A 17222-nucleotide genomic window follows, 5' to 3' on the forward strand; every position below is an offset into this window, starting at 1 on the left:
TCTGCGTATGCCCAACAACTGGCAAACGCCGCTATCATCAACCCTGGATTCTAAACCCGGCCGCTACTCAGGACGGGGGGGCGTCGTTGGCAAAAAGTCTTCGCACCTTGCTGTATGGCGGATGGTCGAACTTCTTAGGCCGGTTCATTTCCTCTTGGATGACATGGGGCAGCTGGCCCATCAAAAAGAGGCTGAAAAAGGTGAGAGTCTTCCTCTAGTGCCGCACTTTGAAGACTTCTTCTGGTTCCTCTTGGCAAATCGGTCTGACATCATAAAGAGGAAGTCGTCGTGGTTGCGCCTATTCAATTCCTGAGCTGAATGGGTCTACTGGGGGCTCTTATCGGCGTTCTGCGCCCTTGCGCAAGCGACTCCGTTTCTGCTCCCGTAGCAGGCTTGAACCGCCATTCCTGCTGCTTGAATAACGGTTCGAATAACGGTTCCAGGTTAACTTTCTTTACCATCGCGCCCATACCGCCACGCGGCAGGCATGGGCGCAACATGCTGGGATCTAGAACTTGTAGGTCAGCCCAAGGTACGCCAGCCGGCCTGCGTAGCCGCCGGTATAGAAGCGGGCGCGGGTGTCCTCGCCCAGGTGCGAGCGGGACTCCTGCTTGGTCAGGTTCAGCACCGAGGCGGTGAGGCTGAGCGCGGGGGTGATGTTGTAGGCCGCATTGACATCGATCTGGTAGTACGGCTCCTCGAAGACGTTCAAGCCGTTGACCAGGCCTTGCACCAGCTCGCCGCGACGGTTGTAGGAGGCGCGCAGCAGCAGGCTGTCGGTCTCGTAGAACACGGTGAGGTTGGTCTGGTTCCTGGCGCTGCCCGGCATGGCGGTCTCGCCGGCCTCGGTGCCGTCCTCCAGCCGCACCGCGGCCTTGCTGGCATCGTTGTAGGTGTAGTTGAACTGCACACCGAGGCCGGACGGCAGCGTGTGCTGCGCGTAGAGCTCCACACCCTGCGAGACCGCGTCCTGGCCGCCGGCCTGGGTGCTGTAGTTCTGCACGGTGACCGGTTGCCCGTCGACCATCATGTTGACGTCGCTGATCACGTCGACCGCAAAGTTCTCCACGTTCTTGCGGAACAGCCCCACCCCCGCCACCGAACCCGGGCGGAAATACCATTCCAGCCCCAGGTCGAACTGGGTGGCCTTGTACGGCTCCAGGTTCTTGTTGCTGCCCGAGCCGTACCAGCCCTGCTCGCTGGCGCCGCCGGTCAGGCGCCGGTCGGCCACGTACTCGGGGCTGTAAAACTCCAGGCTGCCAGGGGCGGCGATGTCGTTGTAGCTGGGACGTGCGATCACCTTGGCGGCTGCCGCGCGCAGCAGCAGGTTTTCGGTCAGGTCGTAGGCCAGGTTGAAACTCGGCAGCACGTCGGTGTAGTTGCGGTCCAGCCCGCTCACCACAAACGATTCGGTGCGTTGCACGCTGTCGGCCAGACGCCAGTAGCCTTCGGTTCCGCAATAGGTGTCGGCCGGGGCGCCGCCGGGGGGGGCGGCGCCCTGCTGGCAGGCCAGCGGATTGCCGTCGGCGCCGTCGAAGAAATAGTCGTTGTAGGCGGTCACCTTGTCGGTGGACTCGGCACGCTGGCCGGTGCGCGCCACCCGCACGCCGACGTTGCCACGCAGCCGCTCGGTGTGGAAGTTGAGCTGCAGGTAGCTGGAATAGATCTCTTCGTCGACGTTGTAGACGAAGTTGTCTTCGCTGCGGGTCTGCATCGCGCCGTAGGTCTGGTTCAAGTAGCCGATGTAGCCCGGGAAGTTGATCGCCGGGAACGCGCTGGCGTTGACGCCACCGGCCAGATTGTCCTGCGCGAACAGCAGCCCCGGCGAGAATTGGGTGGCGATGGCATTGCAGCGCCCGTTCCAGTAGCGGTTGTCGTAGTCGCCCGGGTCGGTGCCCGGGCACACCCAGTAATTGTTGCCGGTACTGCGGTGGATGCCGCCGTCGCGCCGTTTGATGCCGAACTGCAGCGAGTCGAAGACCTCGCCGTCGAAATGCCAGGTGGTATCGATCTGCGCGTACTGCTGCTGATTGGTGTTGCGGGTCCACGACGAGCCGGTCGAGCCCAGGTCGACCTGCAGGATGCCGTTGCGCAGGTTCTGCATCAGCTCCGGCGAGAACGTCATGGACGGCGTACCGGTCAGGTCCCAGGCGCTGGCGAAGTTGCCATTGGTCCAGCTGCCGTCGGCGTTTTGCAGGCGCGGCTTGATCGGCAGGGAGAACTGCAGCTCCGGCCCGCCCTTGGCCCAGGTGCGGCCGGCCTTGAAGGCCACGTCCACCTGCTCGCCACGCCATTCGCCGCCCAGGTCCACCGTCTGCGACTGCGATTTCTCGATGTTGTAGCTGCCGGTGATCTGCGGCGTCGGGACTGTGCAGTCGTCCGAGCCCCAGCCGCCCGGCGGCAGGCCGGCTGCGGCGGCCTCGGCCTCGCTGCAATAATAGGTCTTGCCCGGACGCAGGCTGTAGGCGGCGCCGGTGACGATGGTGCCGCTGGGATCGAACTGCAGCCGGTCGAGCAGACGGCCGCCGCGCCAGTTGCCGTCGCCGTTGTAGCGGGCGATGTTCCACTCGGGAACCTTGATGGTATTGGTCTGCGAGTCCTGCGACAGGTCGAAGCGGAAGTAGTTCGCGGTCAGGGTCAGGTCGTCTGTGGGCTTGAACTGCAAGGTCAGTTGCCCGCCCTTGCGCTCGCGCTCCTCGCGTTTGGCGCCCAGGCTGACTGCCGTGGGCATCATGAAACCGGTGGAGTAATTGCCGTCCTGGTCCCAGAACCCGGTACCGCCCCACCAGTTGGCGTTGAAGTCCGACGGATTTCCGTTCACGTCGACCGCCGGGCCGACTTCGTCGCGTCCATACCACTGCCAGCTCTCGGTACTGGCATCGAGGGTACGTGCGGTGCGCTTCTGCTGCGTGTAGCCAACGAAGACACCGAAGCGGTCGTCCTTGTCGTGCCACGAATACGAACCGGAGAACTGGCCGTCGGTCTTCCTGCTGGTATCGGACCAGGTGCCCTCGGCAGAGACGAAGCCGGAGTTTGGCTCCAGTTCCAGCGGGCGCCGCGTCTGCAGGATCACCGTGCCGCCGATGCCGCCTTCGTCGATGCGCGCTTCCGGGGTCTTGTACAGCTCGGCGCTGCCCAGCAGGTTCGACGGCAGCAATGTGTAGTTGAACGAGCGCGTCGGGTCGCCGTTGGACTCGGCGGTGGCGATGTAGTTGCCGTTCAATTGGGTCAGTACCAGCTCCGAGGACAGGCCGCGCACACTGACGTTCTTGCCCTCGCCGCCGTCGCGGCTGATCACCACGCCGGGCACGCGCTGCAGCGCATCGGCCACGTTCTTGTCGGGGAACTTGCCCACGTCCTCGGCGGTGATCACATCGACCACGGCGTTGGCGTTGCGCTTCTGCTCCAGGCTTTTTTCGATCGCATAGCGGTAGCCGGTCACCGTCACCGCGTCCAGGTCCGTGGCCTGCACCGCGGTCTGGCCCGTGGGCGCCGGCGTGCCGCCGGCCTGCTGGGCGGCGGCGGTGGAGGCGGCGCCCGCGAACAAGGCGATGGCGATACCGGCGGACAGCCTGCTGCGGTGGCGTGCGAATGGCATGCAGTTCATGTCGATCATGCTCTCCCAATGGTGATCGGCTTCGGCGGACTGCGTCGATCCCAACGATCGGACAACAACGCCGCGCGAAGTGGCACAGAAATATCCGGCGCCGTTGCGGCGACCCGGTCCCCCCTCCTCTTGCGTCCGCTTCTGCGCGGACGCAATTAGATCGTTCTAATACAGTGGGAAACTAAGTACCACAGCCCATGCAGCAACGCATTCTGCCGCGCAGCAGGCCCGCGGCGTCGTGGGGCATCCACGCTATGAGAAAGGCTTGCCACGCTTGAACGCTGCACGGTACAGCCTGCCTGCAGCAACGCGATCGCGAACAGCAAAACACCGCGTCCGCAACCAGGCGCAAGCGGTTTAGCGAAGCGACTGCACTCCTCCCTTCGTTCGCAACCGAGCTCAATGAGAGACAAGGCCGACATGCGTGTTGGCACACGCCAGGAGACGGCCCAGCACACGCCGCCTGGCTGCCATGGCCATCCCAGGGATGTACCGTGACGGCGAGTCATAGAGAATGTTTGGAAAGCCGAAGAGACGACTCCCAGCGGCGCTCGCGCTCCTCATCGAAGCCGGCGACCGAAAGCCGCGCCTGGACGTACCCTCACCCCAACCCCTCTCCCGCAGGAGAGGGGCTCAAGAACGCGCAGGCCGTGCGTTCTCTCTGCTCTCCTAAAGCAGGGCTGACGCTAGGCATCACTGAGTTCGTTGAGACGTTTCCCGACCGAGGACCGATCCCCGGCCGGGCATACCGCCCGCAACGAAGCCGGCAATTGAAGACCCATCCCCCAGAACGACAACTTTCTGGCGCTCTCAACCATCTGGCTCTATCAAGTCCGCCGCGCCTGGGCCGATACCGCTTGCATGGACAGATTGAGCATCATCGGACTGGTGCTGGCGATCGTGGCGATCGTCGGCGGCAGCGTATTGAAAGGCGCCGGCATTTCGTCGCTGTGGTCGCCGGCTGCCTTCGTGATCGTCATCGTTGGCACGGTGGCGGCGATCCTGCTGCACACCTCGCCGGCGGTTTTCCGGCGCGCCTTCAAGATCCTGCGCTGGGTGATCCGGCCGCCGGCCAGCGACCGGCCGCAGCTGGTCGCCCGCATCGTGGAATGGAGCAATACCGCACGTCGCCAGGGCCTGCTCGGCCTGGAAGACCAGTTGCCGCGCCTGGATGACCCGTTCCTGCGCAAGGGCCTGCAGATGCTGGTCGATGGCGTGGAGCCGGAGGCCATGCGCCACATGCTGGAAATCGAAGTGGACAACCAGGAGCGTCAGGATCTTGCCGCGGCCAAGGTGTTCGAGGGCATGGGCATTTACGCGCCTACGCTGGGCATCATCGGCGCGGTCCTTGGCCTGATGGCGGTGATGAAGAATCTGGCCGACCCGGCCATGCTCGGCCACGGCATCGCGGCGGCCTTCACGGCCACCATTTACGGCATTGCCTCGGCCAACCTGTTGTTTCTGCCGGTGGCGGCCAAGCTCAAGAGCGTGATCCATTGCAGCACCAACGAGCGCGAAATGGCGATCGAAGGGCTGATTGCGATCGCCCAAGGCGAGAACCCGCGCAACATCGAATCGAAATTGGCAGGCTACTTGCATTAGAGCGTGTCATGGACGTTGAGATGAGATGCAACCCGCTCGGGAAGTGGTCTGTGGCGCGCCGGCATTGCGTTGCCCGCCTTGCCCGGGCAGCCAGCCTGGGCAGCAGTGCAGGCCTTGTCTCGACGCACCACGGACCGCTTCGCACTCACCTCAACGCCCATCACACGCCCTGACCCCCCATGGCCCGTCGTCACAAACACCACGAAGAGCACGGCAACCACGAAGCGTGGGCGATTCCCTACGCCGACCTGATGACGTTGCTGCTGGCGTTCTTCGTGGTGATGTACGCCATTTCCTCGCTCAACGAGGGCAAATACAAGGTGATGGCGCAGGCGCTGACCAGCGCCTTCGGGGGTTCCTCGAACACCGCAAGCCCGGTGCAGATCGGCAAGACCCAGACCCTGGGCGCCGACTACGACCGCCCGTCGGTGATCAAGGCCGGCGTGCCGATGGCCGCCACCCATGGGCAGACCGACGCCACCTTGCTGCCGTCGATGGCCGCGCAGATGCGCATGCCGGTGTCGTTGCGCAACCAGGCGCAGCTGGCCCGCGCACAGCGCCAGATGGACGCGGTGGCGCAGCAGCTGAGCAAGACGCTGTCGCCGCTGATCGACAAGAAACTCATCACCATCCGCCGCAACGATCTGTGGATCGAGGTGGAGATCAACAGCGACATCCTGTTCGGCACCGGCTCGGCCACCCTGGCTGGCGGCGCCCGCGAGACCCTGTCCACGCTGGCCTCGGTGCTGCGCGATGCGCCCAACGGCGTGCGCGTGGAGGGCTATACCGACAACCAGCCCATCGCCACCGCGCAGTTCCCCTCCAATTGGGAGCTGTCGGCGGCGCGTGCGGCCAGCGTGGTGCACCTGTTCGCCGACGACGGCATCGCCCCGCAACGATTGGCGATGGTGGGCTATGGAGAATTCCGCGCACGTGCCGATAACAGTACCGAGGCGGGACGGAATGCGAACCGGCGTGTGGTGTTGATCATCCTCGCTGACTCGGCTGGCTCACTCGCACCCGATCCGCCATCGCAGTTGCATGCGACCGCCGCCGGGGCGCCGAAGCTTCCCAAGTCTGACGGCGGCCAAACGGCCGTCACCACCGAAAGCGGCACAAGTTCCGTCCCCGCCGTAATTGAAGGAGTGCAGTGAGATGCGTATCTGGGCAATCGCCAACCAAAAGGGCGGCGTAGGCAAGACCACCACGACGCTGGCGCTGGGTCGCGGCCTGGCCGCGCTCGGCCATCGGGTGTTGTTGATCGACCTCGACCCGCACTCCTCGCTCACCCGCGCGTTCGGCGTGGCGGTCGACCCGCCGCCGCGCGGGGTATTGGAGCTGTTCGGCACCCCGCCGAGCGATCTGGCCAGCCTGGCCCACGAAAGCGCCATCCCCGGCCTGTCCTACGTCTGCGCACAGGCCGCCCTGGCCACGCTGGAGCGCCGCAGCGCCAACCAGCCCGGCCTGGGCCTGGCCTTGCAGAACGCGATGACCCGCCACGCCGGCCAGCACGACTACATCCTGCTGGACTGCCCGCCCACCCTGGGCCTGTTGATGATCAACGCCCTGGCCGCCTGCGACCGCGTGGTGGTGCCGACCCAGGCCGAACCGCTCGCCCTGCATGGCCTGGCCAGCATGGTGCGCACCGCCGACATGGTGCAACGCTCGCGTCGCCGCGAACTGCCGGTGTCGATCCTGCCGACCCTGTTCGACCGTCGCACCCGCGCCGGCAACGAGACGCTCAAGGAAATGCAGACCACCTACGGCCCGGCGGTGTGGGAAGACGCGGTTCCGATGGATACCCGTATCTGCAATGCCGCCGCACTCACCGTCCCGGCCACTGGCGGCGACTACCAGGGCCGCGGCCTGTCCGCCTATCGCCGCGCGCTGGAATGGGTGCTGGCCGATGACGCGATGCGCATGGAGCAAGCCGCATGAGCAACCACACCGCCAACGGTGAGCTGGACGATTATCTGGAGGGCCTGCTGCACGATGCCGGCGTGGAGATTCCCGCTGCCGCACCCGCGGTGGCAGAGCCGCCGGCCGCGCTGGCCGCGTTCGACCAAGCCGATGTCGCAGTGGCCGAACCACCGGCCGCCGCCGTCGCCTCGCCCGAGGCCATCGCCGCCGACCTGCTGGCCGAGATGCATTCGGATCCGGCCTTCGGCGCACCGGTAGCCGCCGCGCCCACGCCCGAGCAGATCGCCGCCGACCTGTTGGCCGAGATGGATTCCGATCCGGCCTTCGGCGCACCGGTGGCCGCCGCGCCCACGCCCGAGCAGATCGCCGCCGACCTGCTGGCCGAGATGGATTCCGATCCCGCCTTCGGCGCACCGGTGGCCGTCGCGCCCACGCCCGAGCAGATCGCCGCCGACCTGTTGGCCGAGATGGATTCCGATCCGGCCTTCGGCGCACCGGTGGCCGCCGCCCCCACGCCCGAGCAGATCGCCGCCGACCTGTTGGCCGAGATGGATGCCGACCCGGCCTTCGGCAGTGCCGTCCCAAGCGCGGACATGATCGCTGCCGATCTGCTGGCCGAAATGGATTCCGATCCCGCCTTCGGCAGCGCCGTTCCCAGCGCGGACATGATCGCCGCCGATCTGCTGGCAGAAATGGATGCCGACCCGGCCTTCGGGCTGGAGCCCGCAGCGGTCGCCGTGCCGGCGCCTGCACCGGCTCCCGCCGCGCTGCCGTCACGCGCCGCACCGGCAGCTGCACGTGCCGCGCCGGCGCCGATCGCGCCGACCGGGCTGCAGGCGCTGCTGGCTCCCGGCCAGGCCGACAAGATCCACGCCGAGCGCCGTGCCAGCGAACGCAGCACCCGCTGGCTGCGCCTGCGCTGCGGCGAACAGACCTATGCGCTGGAACTGCTCAAGGTGCAGGAAGTGGTGCTGCCAGTGCCCTTGCTGCCACTGCGCGGCACACCCAGCGCCATGCTCGGCATCATGAACCTGCGTGGGCAGGTGGTGCCGGTGATCGACCTGGGCATCCACCTGGGCTCGTCGCCGGTGGACATGGACCTGCAGACGCGTGTGGTGGTGCTGGAAGAGAACGGCGAAACCATGGGCCTGCGCGTGTCGGCCGTGGAAGACGTCACCAGCCTCACCGACCAGCAGATTGAACCGCCGGACAACGCCCGACTGTGCCGCATCTCCAACAACCTGTTCCGCGGTGTCGCGCGCCTAGGTCATCAGCCGATGATCCTGCTCGATGCCACGCATCTGCTGCACTGACACGCGTGTGGAACCTGATCCCAGGCTTGCACAATCTGGCGTGTCACCGATTCACCGTTAAAGCTTTCCCGCCCCCCGCCGTTAGTACGCATAGAACCATCCGTTCGGAGCAACAATGAGCACAGTGACATTGGGTGAGGATCTCGGCATCGAGACCAGCGCCGACCTCAAGCAGAAGCTTGCCGGATTCCTCACCCAGGACGGCGACCTGGTGCTTGATGCCGGCGAAGTCCGGCGTATCCACACCGCCAGCGTGCAGTTGCTCTGCGCCTTCGTGCAGAGCCGCCGCCAGGCCGGCCTGCATACCGAATTCGATGGCTGTAACGACACTTTTAGAGATGCGGCGCGTCTGCTCGGCGTCACCGACGCCCTCGGGCTTCCCGCATCCAATGACAACCTGAAATCTGTGGAGAACGCCGCATGAGCGCACGTATCTTGGTGGTGGACGATTCGGCGTCGATGCGCCAGATGGTCTCTTTCGCCCTCACCTCTGCCGGCTTTGCCGTCGAAGAAGCCGAAGACGGCGCCGTTGCGCTGGGCCGCGCGAAGGGCCAGCGCTTCAATGCGGTGGTCACCGACGTGAACATGCCCAACATGGACGGTATCTCGCTGATCCGCGAGCTGCGCCAGCTGCCGGACTACAAGTTCACCCCGATGCTGATGCTCACCACCGAATCGGCGGCCGACAAGAAATCCGAAGGCAAGGCGGCCGGTGCCACTGGCTGGCTGGTCAAGCCGTTCAATCCCGAACAGCTGATCGCCACTGTCCAGAAAGTTCTGGGTTAACCCTTACTCGCTCCACGATCGGATCTCACGCCCATGAGCATGGACCTGCAACGTTTCCACGCCACCTTTTTCGAGGAAAGCCGCGAAGGGCTCGACGCGATGGAGGCCGGGCTGCTGTCCCTTGAAGAAGGCAACCGCGACCCGGAAATCATCAACTCGGTGTTCCGTGCCGCGCACTCCATCAAGGGCGGCGCTGCCACCTTCGGGTTCGAGGCCGTCGCCGGCCTGACCCATGTGCTGGAGACGCTGCTGGACGAGTTGCGCTCCAACAAGCGCCAGCTCGAAGCCAATGCGGTCGATGCCATGCTGGGCTCGGTAGACGTGCTGCGCGCCCTGCTGCGCGAAGCCGAACACGGCACCCCGGCCGACCCGGCCGCGGTCAAGGCCGTGCATACCCGCCTCAACGCAGTGCTGGCCGGCGAAGCGCCGACCGCGGCGGCGGCCAAGCCGAAGGAAGAAGAACCCGAAGCCTGGCACATCGGTTTCACCCCGGCACCGTCGCTGTTCATGAGCGGCAACGACCCGCTGCGCATCATCCGCGAGCTCGAACACCTGGGCCCGCTGCAGATCGCCGCGCGCCTGGAGCGCATGCCGGGCTTTGAGAACATCGACCCGCTGGAAGCCTACCTGGCGTGGGATCTGGGCCTGATCGGCAAGATTCCGCGCAGCAAGATCGAAGATACCTTCGCCTGGGTCGTGGACGACTGCGAGCTGGATATCCGCCCGATGCCGGTGCCGGGCCCGCCGCCGAGCCTGGCGGTGGAAGCCGCTGCGCCGGCGCCAGTGGCCACTGCTGCCCCGGCCGCACCTGCAGCCGCTGCCGAACCCGCCGCTGCCGCCGCCACGCCGGCCAAGGCCGCCGCGGCCGAAGCCGAAAGCTCGATCCGCGTCAGCGTGGACAAGGTCGATGCATTGATCAACCTGGTCGGCGAACTGGTGATCACCCAGGCCATGCTCAAGCAGGTCTCCACCGGCCTGGACCCGGCGCATGCCGAACGTCTGTTCGCCGGCCTGGATCTGCTCGAGCGCAATACCCGCGATCTGCAGGAAGCGGTCATCGGCGTGCGCATGCTGCCGGTCGACGCGGTGTTCCGCCGCTTCCCGCGCCTGGTGCGCGACCTGTCCAGCCGCCTCGGCAAGCAGGTGCGCCTGCGCACCATTGGCGAGGGCACCGAACTGGACAAGGGCCTGATCGAGAAGATCGCCGACCCGCTGGTCCACCTGGTACGCAACTCCATCGACCACGGCCTGGAACTGCCCGATGCGCGTCGCGCCGCGGGCAAGGACGAGACCGGCACGATCACCCTGGCGGCCTCGCATCAGGGCGGCCACATCGTGATCGAAGTCAGCGACGACGGCCGCGGCCTCAATCGCGCCAAGATCCTGGAAAAGGCGGCCGAACGCGGCATCGCCGTGCCGGACAACCCGACCGACGCGCAGGTCTGGGACCTGATCTTCGCACCGGGCTTCTCCACCGCAGATGCGGTCACCGACCTGTCCGGTCGTGGCGTGGGCATGGACGTGGTCCGCCGCAACATCCAGGGCCTGGGTGGCGAAGTGCAGCTGGAAAGCAATGCCGGCAGCGGCACCCGCGTGCTGATCCGCCTGCCGCTGACCCTGGCCATCCTGGACGGCATGACCGTCTCGGTGGCCGGCGAAACCCTGATCCTGCCGCTGGCCTACGTGCTCGAAGCGCTGCAGCCGGCGGCCGAAGACATCCGCTCGATGGCCGGCGACGGCCGCGTGCTGCGGGTGCGCGGCGAGTACCTGCCGATCCTCTCGCTCACCAACTACTACGGCTTTGGCGGGCAGCAGTCCTCGCAGGAACCGCTGGTGGTGGTGGTCGAAGGCGACGGCCAGAAGATCGCGCTGGAAGTGGACGAACTGCTCGGCCAGCAACAGGTGGTGGTCAAGAACATCGAGAACAACTACCGCCGCATCCCCGGCGTCTCCGGCGCCACCATCCTCGGCGATGGCCGTGTGTCGCTGATCGTGGACATCGGCGGACTGGTGCGCTCGCTGAAGGTGCCGCAGGCGGCGTAAGCCAACACCACCGCGGCATGGAGGCCGCGGCCGCCCGACTCCACCACGCGATCGACGAACGATCGGCGCTGGAGTGATCGCCGGCAGTATGGGGACTGCCGGCATCAGCAACACCCGTCCGGCCCGACACGACCGGCGGGAGATTCTGGCCCTTTGTCCGGATCTTTCGACTCTGCCATCGTCCCTCGCCCAACACCGACGGGCGCCCACGAGGCCAGTCGTTCTCTGCAACACGAGAAGACCGTTATGAACTGGTTCCGTAATCTTGCCGTTGCCCGCAAGTTGGCCGTGGCGTTTTCCTTCACCGCATTGATCACCCTGAGCCTGGGCGTGTTCGCGCTGGCGCGCATGCAATCCAGTGCGCACCTGTTGCGCGAGATCGGCAATGTGTGGGCGCCGGCAGTGCAGCAGCTGAGCGAAATGCGCGCCTTGCTGGGCGAATTCCGCACCTACGAACTTGCCCAGCTGGCACACGCCGACGATCCGAAGGCGGTGCAGAATTATTTCGAACGCATGGACAAGGCGCGTGCCGAGATCGACGCGGCGCAGAGCGCCTATGCCAAGACCACCACACCCGGCAAGGAAGCCGAACTGTACGACCAGGTCAAGCAGAAGCTGGGCGACTACTACAAGGCCAATGCCGCGCTCAGTGCCGCCGTGCGTGCCGGCGATCTGGTCACCGCAAACAGCGTGTCCGATGAGCAATCGCGGCCGGCGCGGCGCGAACTGTTCGCCAAGCTGGTGGAGCTGACCAAGTTCAACACCGCCCACATGGACGAGGAAATCGCCAGGGCAGAAGCCACCTACCAGCGCTCGGTGCAGGTGATGATCGCGGCGATGGTGCTGGTGGTGCTGCTGGCCGCATTTGCCGGCTGGTTCATCGCGCGCAGCATCGCCGGCCCGCTCGGCCGTGCCACCCGCGTGGCCGGGGCCATTGCCCGTGGCAAGCTGGACAACGCCATCCAGGTCGATAGCCGCGACGAAGCCGGGCAGCTGCTGGAAAGCATGCAAGGCATGCAGCATCAGCTGCAGGCCGTGCTGGCCGCGCAGTCGGAAATGGCGCAACGCCATGATGCCGGGCAGATCAGCTACCGCATGGATCCGCAAGCATTTCCCGGCGATTTCGGCACGATGGTGCACGACACCAACAGCCTGGTCGGCGCGCATGTCACCGTGCAGACCAGTCTGGCGCAGATCATGTCGCGCTATGCCATCGGCGACCTGAGCCAGGACATGCAGCGTTTGCCGGGCGAAAAGGCCGTGCTGAGCGACACCATGGATACCGTCAAGGCCAACCTCTCGGCGATGAACCGCGAGATCAAGATGCTGGCGCAGGCGGCGGCCAATGGCGATTTCAGCGTGCGCGGCGATGCGCAGCGCTTCCAGTACGATTTCCACGCCATGGTGGACAGCCTCAATCAGCTGATGGCCACCGCCGATGCCAACCTGGCCTCGCTGTCCAAGGTGCTGCAGGCCATTGCCGCCGGCGACCTGAGCGAGCGCATGCACGGCCAGTTCCACGGTGTGTTCGCGCGGATGCGCGACGATGCCAACGCCACCACCGAGCAGCTGTCGAGCATCGTCGGGCGCATCCAGCACGCCACCACTTCGATCAATACCGCCGCCAGCGAAATCGCCGCCGGTAATCAGGATCTGTCGCAGCGCACCGAGCAGCAGGCCGCCAACCTGGAAGAGACCGCTGCGTCGATGGAAGAGCTCACCTCCACCGTCAAGCAGAATGCCGAGCACGCGCGCCAGGCCAACCAGCTGGCGATCGGCGCCGCCTCGGTCGCCTCGCAGGGCGGCGCAGTGGTGGCGCAGGTGGTCACCACCATGTCCGGTATCGAGGTCTCGTCGAAGAAGATCGCCGAGATCATCAGCGTGATCGATGGCATCGCTTTCCAGACCAACATCCTGGCCTTGAATGCCGCAGTGGAAGCAGCACGTGCCGGCGAACAAGGCCGCGGATTCGCGGTGGTGGCCAGCGAAGTGCGTACCCTCGCCCAACGCTCGGCCGGCGCGGCCAAGGAGATCAAGCACCTGATCGACGATTCGGTCGGCAAGGTCGCCGAAGGCGCATTGCTGGTGGACCAGGCCGGCAAGACCATGGCCGACATCGTGGCCAGCGTGCAACGCGTCACCGACATCATGGGCGAGATCTCCGCAGCGTCGCAGGAACAATCGGCCGGTATCGAGCAGGTCAACCTGACCGTCACGCAGATGGACGAGGCCACCCAGCAGAACGCGGCCCTGGTGGAAGAAGCCACCGCCGCCGCACGCGCGATGGAAGACCAGGCCGGCCAGTTGTCCGATGCCGTGGCGATCTTCAAGCTGCAGCCCACCGATGTGCTGACGGTGGCACCGGCACGCACTACGCCGACGCCGCTCAAGCCGGTGAAAAAGACTGCCATCAAGTCCGCTGCCGCTCCGGCTGCCACTGCACCCAGGACGCGCGCGGCTGCACGCCCCGCGCTGGCAGCCGCTTCCAACGGCGACACCAGCTGGCACGAGTTCTGACCCAGCCGGTTCGATCGGCGGCCGTTGCAGCCTCCATGCACAGGCCCCGGCAGCGATGCCGGGGCCTGTGCGTTTGTGCAACTGCGTTCTGTGCCACTCGATCCAGTGCCGGCGACTGCAACGCCATCGGCGGAGATCGCGCCTTGCACGGCGTCCCAGCCGTGCCGGGGCCCGCTGCCGTCCAGCCCTGCATGCTGCTGATCGTGCATCGAATGCGCGCGGTGCCCGTTCGGATTTCACGAAACCAACGATTCACCGTGCGGACCTGCCGCTGGTCGAAACGTGATCAAGCGCAAGCACATGCGGCCGATACAAACAGCACTGAGGGCCGCATTGCCCGCGCCAGATTGGAGGACGTCCGCATGCACATCGCCAATTCCATCCGCTCCGCTCGTCCGCTGCTGGCTGCCGTGTTCGCCGTTGCCCTGCTGGCAGCCGGCGCCTCGATGCCGCCCTCGTTCGCGGCTCCGGCCGCCCCGGTCTCGGTTCTGCTGGACAGCGTGCCGGTCACGGCATTGCAGTCGCTGGCCGTCGATCTGGTGCAGCTGCGCGAAGAACAGCGTGCCCAGCTCGCCGCTTCGCACGACCCCGCGCGGGTGCAGGCCTACGACGAACGCCTGGGCAAGCTGCGTCAGCGTATCGCCCGCCACGCCGGATACTTTCAGGCCACCGCGCCGCAAGGCGAGCAGGCACGCCAATTCGCCGTGGTGCAGCAGCAGCTCGGCCAGTACCTGGCGCAACACCGCCAGGCCAACCGCGCCCTGCATGCCGGCGATCTGCACGACGCCCAGGCCTTGTCGCTGGGCCATGCCGGCGACACCCGCCAGGTGCTGTGGGCCGAACTGCAGAACCTGCAGGCCTCGGTGGCGGGTAACGGCAAGCCGCCGCGCAATTGAGCGCATCTGGCAATGCGGCCGACGCGGCCGCACTGCCACCACCGCTATCGTCGCCAGCCCCACGCCGGCCGCTCACGCATCGCCGCGCTGCAGCCGGTCGTGCCCGCGGCGCCGTGCACGCCGACCTCGGCGCCGGCCAAGCCTGCGGCTCCGGTCGTAGTGGCGCCCAGGGCGCGGCACCGTCTCCCGCAACCGGTGCGCGGCGCTAGCACACCGTGCGTCGCCCAATGCTCAATCTTTCTCTCTTCGGGTCGTTATTCGACTTATCCCGGTCACATTCCCTTCGCTGGATACCTGTCATGACGTTCAAGAGTTCGCTCGCAAAGACGTTGGCCAACGTGCCGCTCAAGCGCAAGTTTCTCGCCCAGACCGCGCTGATGGCGCTGGGCATCATCGCGCTGGCCATCGTTGCGGCACGCATGCAGTACGTTGATCTCACCGACACGCGGCGCGATGGCCTCAAGAGCCAGATCGAAATGGCCATTGCGGTGGTCAACGGCTACGCCGAGCGCGCCGAGAAAGGCGAGATGGACGTGGACGCCGCCAAGAAGGCGGCGTTGAACACCTTGTCCACCATGCGGGCACGCGGTGGCGTGGACTACATCTACGTCACCGACCAGGCGCCGGTGATGCTGATGCACCCCACCCGCCCGGACCTCAACGGCAAGCCGCTGACCGATGTGCTCAGCCCCGACGGCAAGCGCATCTTTCCGGCGTTCGTGACCGCCGCGCAGGCCGGTGGCGGCTATGTCGATTACACCTGGGCCAAGCCGGGCCAGAAAGACCCGGTGCAAAAGACCTCCTACGCGGCGCTGTACAAGCCCTGGGGCTGGGTGATCGGTACCGGGGTGTACCTGGACGACACCCAGTCGCAGGCGCTGGCATTCACCGGCATCGTGACCCTGGCCGGCGGCGTACTGGTGCTGCTCAACCTGTTGGTCGGCTGGATGATCGGCAATTCAATCCTGGAGCCGGTGGCACGTGCCCTGACGGCGATCAAGGGCGTGGCGCGCGGCGACCTCAGCGTGCGCACCGCAGCCCATGGCAACGATGAAATCGGCCAGATGCTCAAGGCCACCGACGACATGGTGCACACCCTGGAGCGCTTCTCGGCGCAGACCAAGGTGATGGTGCACATGCATGCCGGCGACGATGTGACCCACCGCATGCCGACCGATTTCCCGGGCGTGTATGGCGAGCTGGCTGTCGGCATCAACACCATGATCTTCGAACACCTGGACGCCATCGTCGATGCCATCGGCATCCTCAACGAGTATGCGCAGGGCGATCTGTCGCGCGATGCCGCGCGCCTGCCCGGCACCCGCGCGGTGCTGCACGAAGCGATGGACGCCGCCAAGGCCAGCCTGCTGGCGATCAACACCGAGATCAAGCGGCTGGCGCAGGCGGCGGCCGAAGGCGACTTCAGCCAGCGCGGCGATGCCACGCGCTTCAAGCACGATTCGGCACGCATGATCAACGATCTCAACGCGATGATGGAGGTGAGCGACCGCAACCTGGGCAAGCTGTCCGAGCTGCTGGCCGCATTGGCCGAAGGCGACCTCACCGCACGGATGGAAGGCCAGTTCCACGGCGTGTTCGCACGCATGCGCGACGATGCCAACGCCACCGCCACGCAGCTGGCCGGCATCGTCGGGCGCATCCAGCAGGCGGCCGGGTCCATCACCGGCTCGGCCAGCGAGATCGCCGCCGGCAACAACGATCTGTCGCAGCGCACCGAGCAGCAGGCCGCCAACCTGGAAGAAACCGCCGCCTCGATGGAGGAGCTCACCTCCACCGTCAAGCAGAACGCCGAAAGCGCGCGCCAGGCCAACCAGCTGGCCATCGGTGCGGCCAGCGTGGCATCGCAGGGCGGCCAGGTGGTCAGCCAGGTGGTGGAGACCATGTCCGGCATCCAAACCTCGTCCAAGAAGATCGCCGAGATCATCTCGGTCATCGATGGCATTGCCTTCCAGACCAATATCCTGGCCTTGAACGCTGCGGTGGAAGCGGCGCGTGCCGGCGAACAGGGCCGCGGCTTTGCCGTGGTCGCCAGCGAAGTGCGTACCCTCGCCCAGCGCTCGGCCGGTGCGGCCAAGGAGATCAAGCACCTGATCGACGATTCGGTCGGCAAGGTGGCGCAGGGCTCGGCGCTGGTGGATCAGGCCGGCAAGACCATGGCCGAGATCGTGTCCTCGGTGCAGCGCGTCACCGACATCATGAGCGAGATTTCCGCCGCCTCGCAGGAGCAGTCGGCCGGCATCGAGCAGGTCAACCTCACCGTCACCCAGATGGACGAGAGCACCCAGCAGAACGCCGCATTGGTGGAAGAAGCCACCGCCGCCGCCAACGCGATGCAGCAGCAGGCACGCCAGCTGGACGATGCGGTGGCGATCTTCCGGATCGAGGCCACGGCGCAATCACGCGCCACTGCAACCGCGCGCGCGCCCAAGCGCGCCGCCCTGGCAGCCTACTGAGCGTGGCAGCAAAGGGAGCTGCGCAATCGTCAGCCGGGTGTGGCCGGCATGCGGGAGCGCCGGG

Annotated in this window: 12 protein-coding genes; 11 read left to right on the forward strand and 1 reads right to left on the reverse strand. The window is 66.2% G+C overall.

Annotated features, from left to right (window positions below; translation table 11 throughout):
- Positions 1–313 (forward strand): hypothetical protein (locus XcodCFBP4690_RS23070; protein WP_430523611.1); only part of this gene is annotated, 313 nt, incomplete at its 5' end.
- Between the two features lie 195 nt (positions 314–508).
- Here the strand turns inward: XcodCFBP4690_RS23070 and XcodCFBP4690_RS10305 are convergent.
- The gene (locus XcodCFBP4690_RS10305) at positions 509–3607 is read right to left on the reverse strand and encodes a TonB-dependent receptor (RefSeq protein WP_167394559.1); all 3099 of its coding nucleotides are present in this window, start codon (positions 3605–3607) and stop codon (positions 509–511) included.
- A gap of 861 nt (positions 3608–4468) precedes the next feature.
- On the opposite strand from XcodCFBP4690_RS10305, the gene XcodCFBP4690_RS10310 reads away from it, so the two are divergent.
- The 10 genes from XcodCFBP4690_RS10310 (at position 4469) to XcodCFBP4690_RS10355 (ending at position 17158) form a co-directional block, all read left to right on the forward strand.
- Positions 4469–5209 carry a flagellar motor protein gene (locus XcodCFBP4690_RS10310; protein ID WP_099206848.1) on the forward strand — a complete coding sequence of 247 codons (741 nt, stop codon included), beginning with the start codon at positions 4469–4471 and terminating at the stop codon, positions 5207–5209.
- A 179-nt stretch (positions 5210–5388) separates the two neighbouring features.
- The gene (motD, locus tag XcodCFBP4690_RS10315; protein ID WP_104540867.1) at positions 5389–6363 is read left to right on the forward strand and encodes a flagellar motor protein MotD; all 975 of its coding nucleotides are present in this window, start codon (positions 5389–5391) and stop codon (positions 6361–6363) included.
- A gap of 1 nt (position 6364) precedes the next feature.
- A complete protein-coding gene (locus XcodCFBP4690_RS10320; RefSeq protein WP_104540868.1) occupies positions 6365–7147 on the forward strand; it encodes a ParA family protein in 783 nt (260 codons plus the stop codon).
- Positions 7144–8442 carry a chemotaxis protein CheW gene (locus XcodCFBP4690_RS10325; protein ID WP_104540869.1) on the forward strand — a complete coding sequence of 433 codons (1299 nt, stop codon included), beginning with the start codon at positions 7144–7146 and terminating at the stop codon, positions 8440–8442. The genes XcodCFBP4690_RS10320 and XcodCFBP4690_RS10325 overlap by 4 nt, the downstream gene beginning before the upstream one ends.
- Before the next feature lie 115 nt (positions 8443–8557).
- Positions 8558–8866, forward strand: coding sequence for an STAS domain-containing protein (locus tag XcodCFBP4690_RS10330; protein ID WP_003489692.1), 309 nt, complete (start codon positions 8558–8560; stop codon positions 8864–8866).
- Positions 8863–9228, forward strand: coding sequence for a response regulator (locus XcodCFBP4690_RS10335; protein WP_002806565.1), 366 nt, complete (start codon positions 8863–8865; stop codon positions 9226–9228). The genes XcodCFBP4690_RS10330 and XcodCFBP4690_RS10335 overlap by 4 nt, the downstream gene beginning before the upstream one ends.
- A 33-nt stretch (positions 9229–9261) precedes the next feature.
- Complete coding sequence (locus XcodCFBP4690_RS10340) at positions 9262–11271, forward strand: chemotaxis protein CheA (RefSeq protein ID WP_104540870.1); 2010 nt, start codon at positions 9262–9264, stop codon at positions 11269–11271.
- Positions 11272–11517: 246 nt separating this feature from the next.
- Positions 11518–13788: a methyl-accepting chemotaxis protein gene (locus XcodCFBP4690_RS10345; RefSeq protein ID WP_104540871.1), complete on the forward strand. Its 2271-nt coding sequence runs from the start codon at positions 11518–11520 to the stop codon at positions 13786–13788.
- Between the two features lie 362 nt (positions 13789–14150).
- Positions 14151–14684, forward strand: coding sequence for an MCP four helix bundle domain-containing protein (locus tag XcodCFBP4690_RS10350; protein ID WP_104540872.1), 534 nt, complete (start codon positions 14151–14153; stop codon positions 14682–14684).
- 299 nt (positions 14685–14983) lie between these two features.
- Complete coding sequence (locus XcodCFBP4690_RS10355; RefSeq protein ID WP_146091877.1) at positions 14984–17158, forward strand: methyl-accepting chemotaxis protein; 2175 nt, start codon at positions 14984–14986, stop codon at positions 17156–17158.
- Positions 17159–17222: the final 64 nt, after the last annotated feature.

The sequence above is a fragment of the Xanthomonas codiaei genome (genome assembly GCF_002939785.1).
Taxonomy (GTDB): Bacteria; Pseudomonadota; Gammaproteobacteria; order Xanthomonadales; family Xanthomonadaceae; genus Xanthomonas; species Xanthomonas codiaei.

Excerpts from the sequence above, each read along its gene's own strand:
- XcodCFBP4690_RS10305 (WP_167394559.1), bottom strand. The coding sequence starts at position 3,607 with ATGAACTGCATGCCATTCGCACGCCACCGCAGCAGGCTGTCCGCCGGT.
- XcodCFBP4690_RS10310 (WP_099206848.1), top strand. The coding sequence starts at position 4,469 with ATGGACAGATTGAGCATCATCGGACTGGTGCTGGCGATCGTGGCGATC.
- motD (WP_104540867.1), top strand. The coding sequence starts at position 5,389 with ATGGCCCGTCGTCACAAACACCACGAAGAGCACGGCAACCACGAAGCG.
- XcodCFBP4690_RS10320 (WP_104540868.1), top strand. The coding sequence starts at position 6,365 with ATGCGTATCTGGGCAATCGCCAACCAAAAGGGCGGCGTAGGCAAGACC.
- XcodCFBP4690_RS10325 (WP_104540869.1), top strand. The coding sequence starts at position 7,144 with ATGAGCAACCACACCGCCAACGGTGAGCTGGACGATTATCTGGAGGGC.
- XcodCFBP4690_RS10330 (WP_003489692.1), top strand. The coding sequence starts at position 8,558 with ATGAGCACAGTGACATTGGGTGAGGATCTCGGCATCGAGACCAGCGCC.
- XcodCFBP4690_RS10335 (WP_002806565.1), top strand. The coding sequence starts at position 8,863 with ATGAGCGCACGTATCTTGGTGGTGGACGATTCGGCGTCGATGCGCCAG.
- XcodCFBP4690_RS10340 (WP_104540870.1), top strand. The coding sequence starts at position 9,262 with ATGAGCATGGACCTGCAACGTTTCCACGCCACCTTTTTCGAGGAAAGC.
- XcodCFBP4690_RS10345 (WP_104540871.1), top strand. The coding sequence starts at position 11,518 with ATGAACTGGTTCCGTAATCTTGCCGTTGCCCGCAAGTTGGCCGTGGCG.
- XcodCFBP4690_RS10350 (WP_104540872.1), top strand. The coding sequence starts at position 14,151 with ATGCACATCGCCAATTCCATCCGCTCCGCTCGTCCGCTGCTGGCTGCC.
- XcodCFBP4690_RS10355 (WP_146091877.1), top strand. The coding sequence starts at position 14,984 with ATGACGTTCAAGAGTTCGCTCGCAAAGACGTTGGCCAACGTGCCGCTC.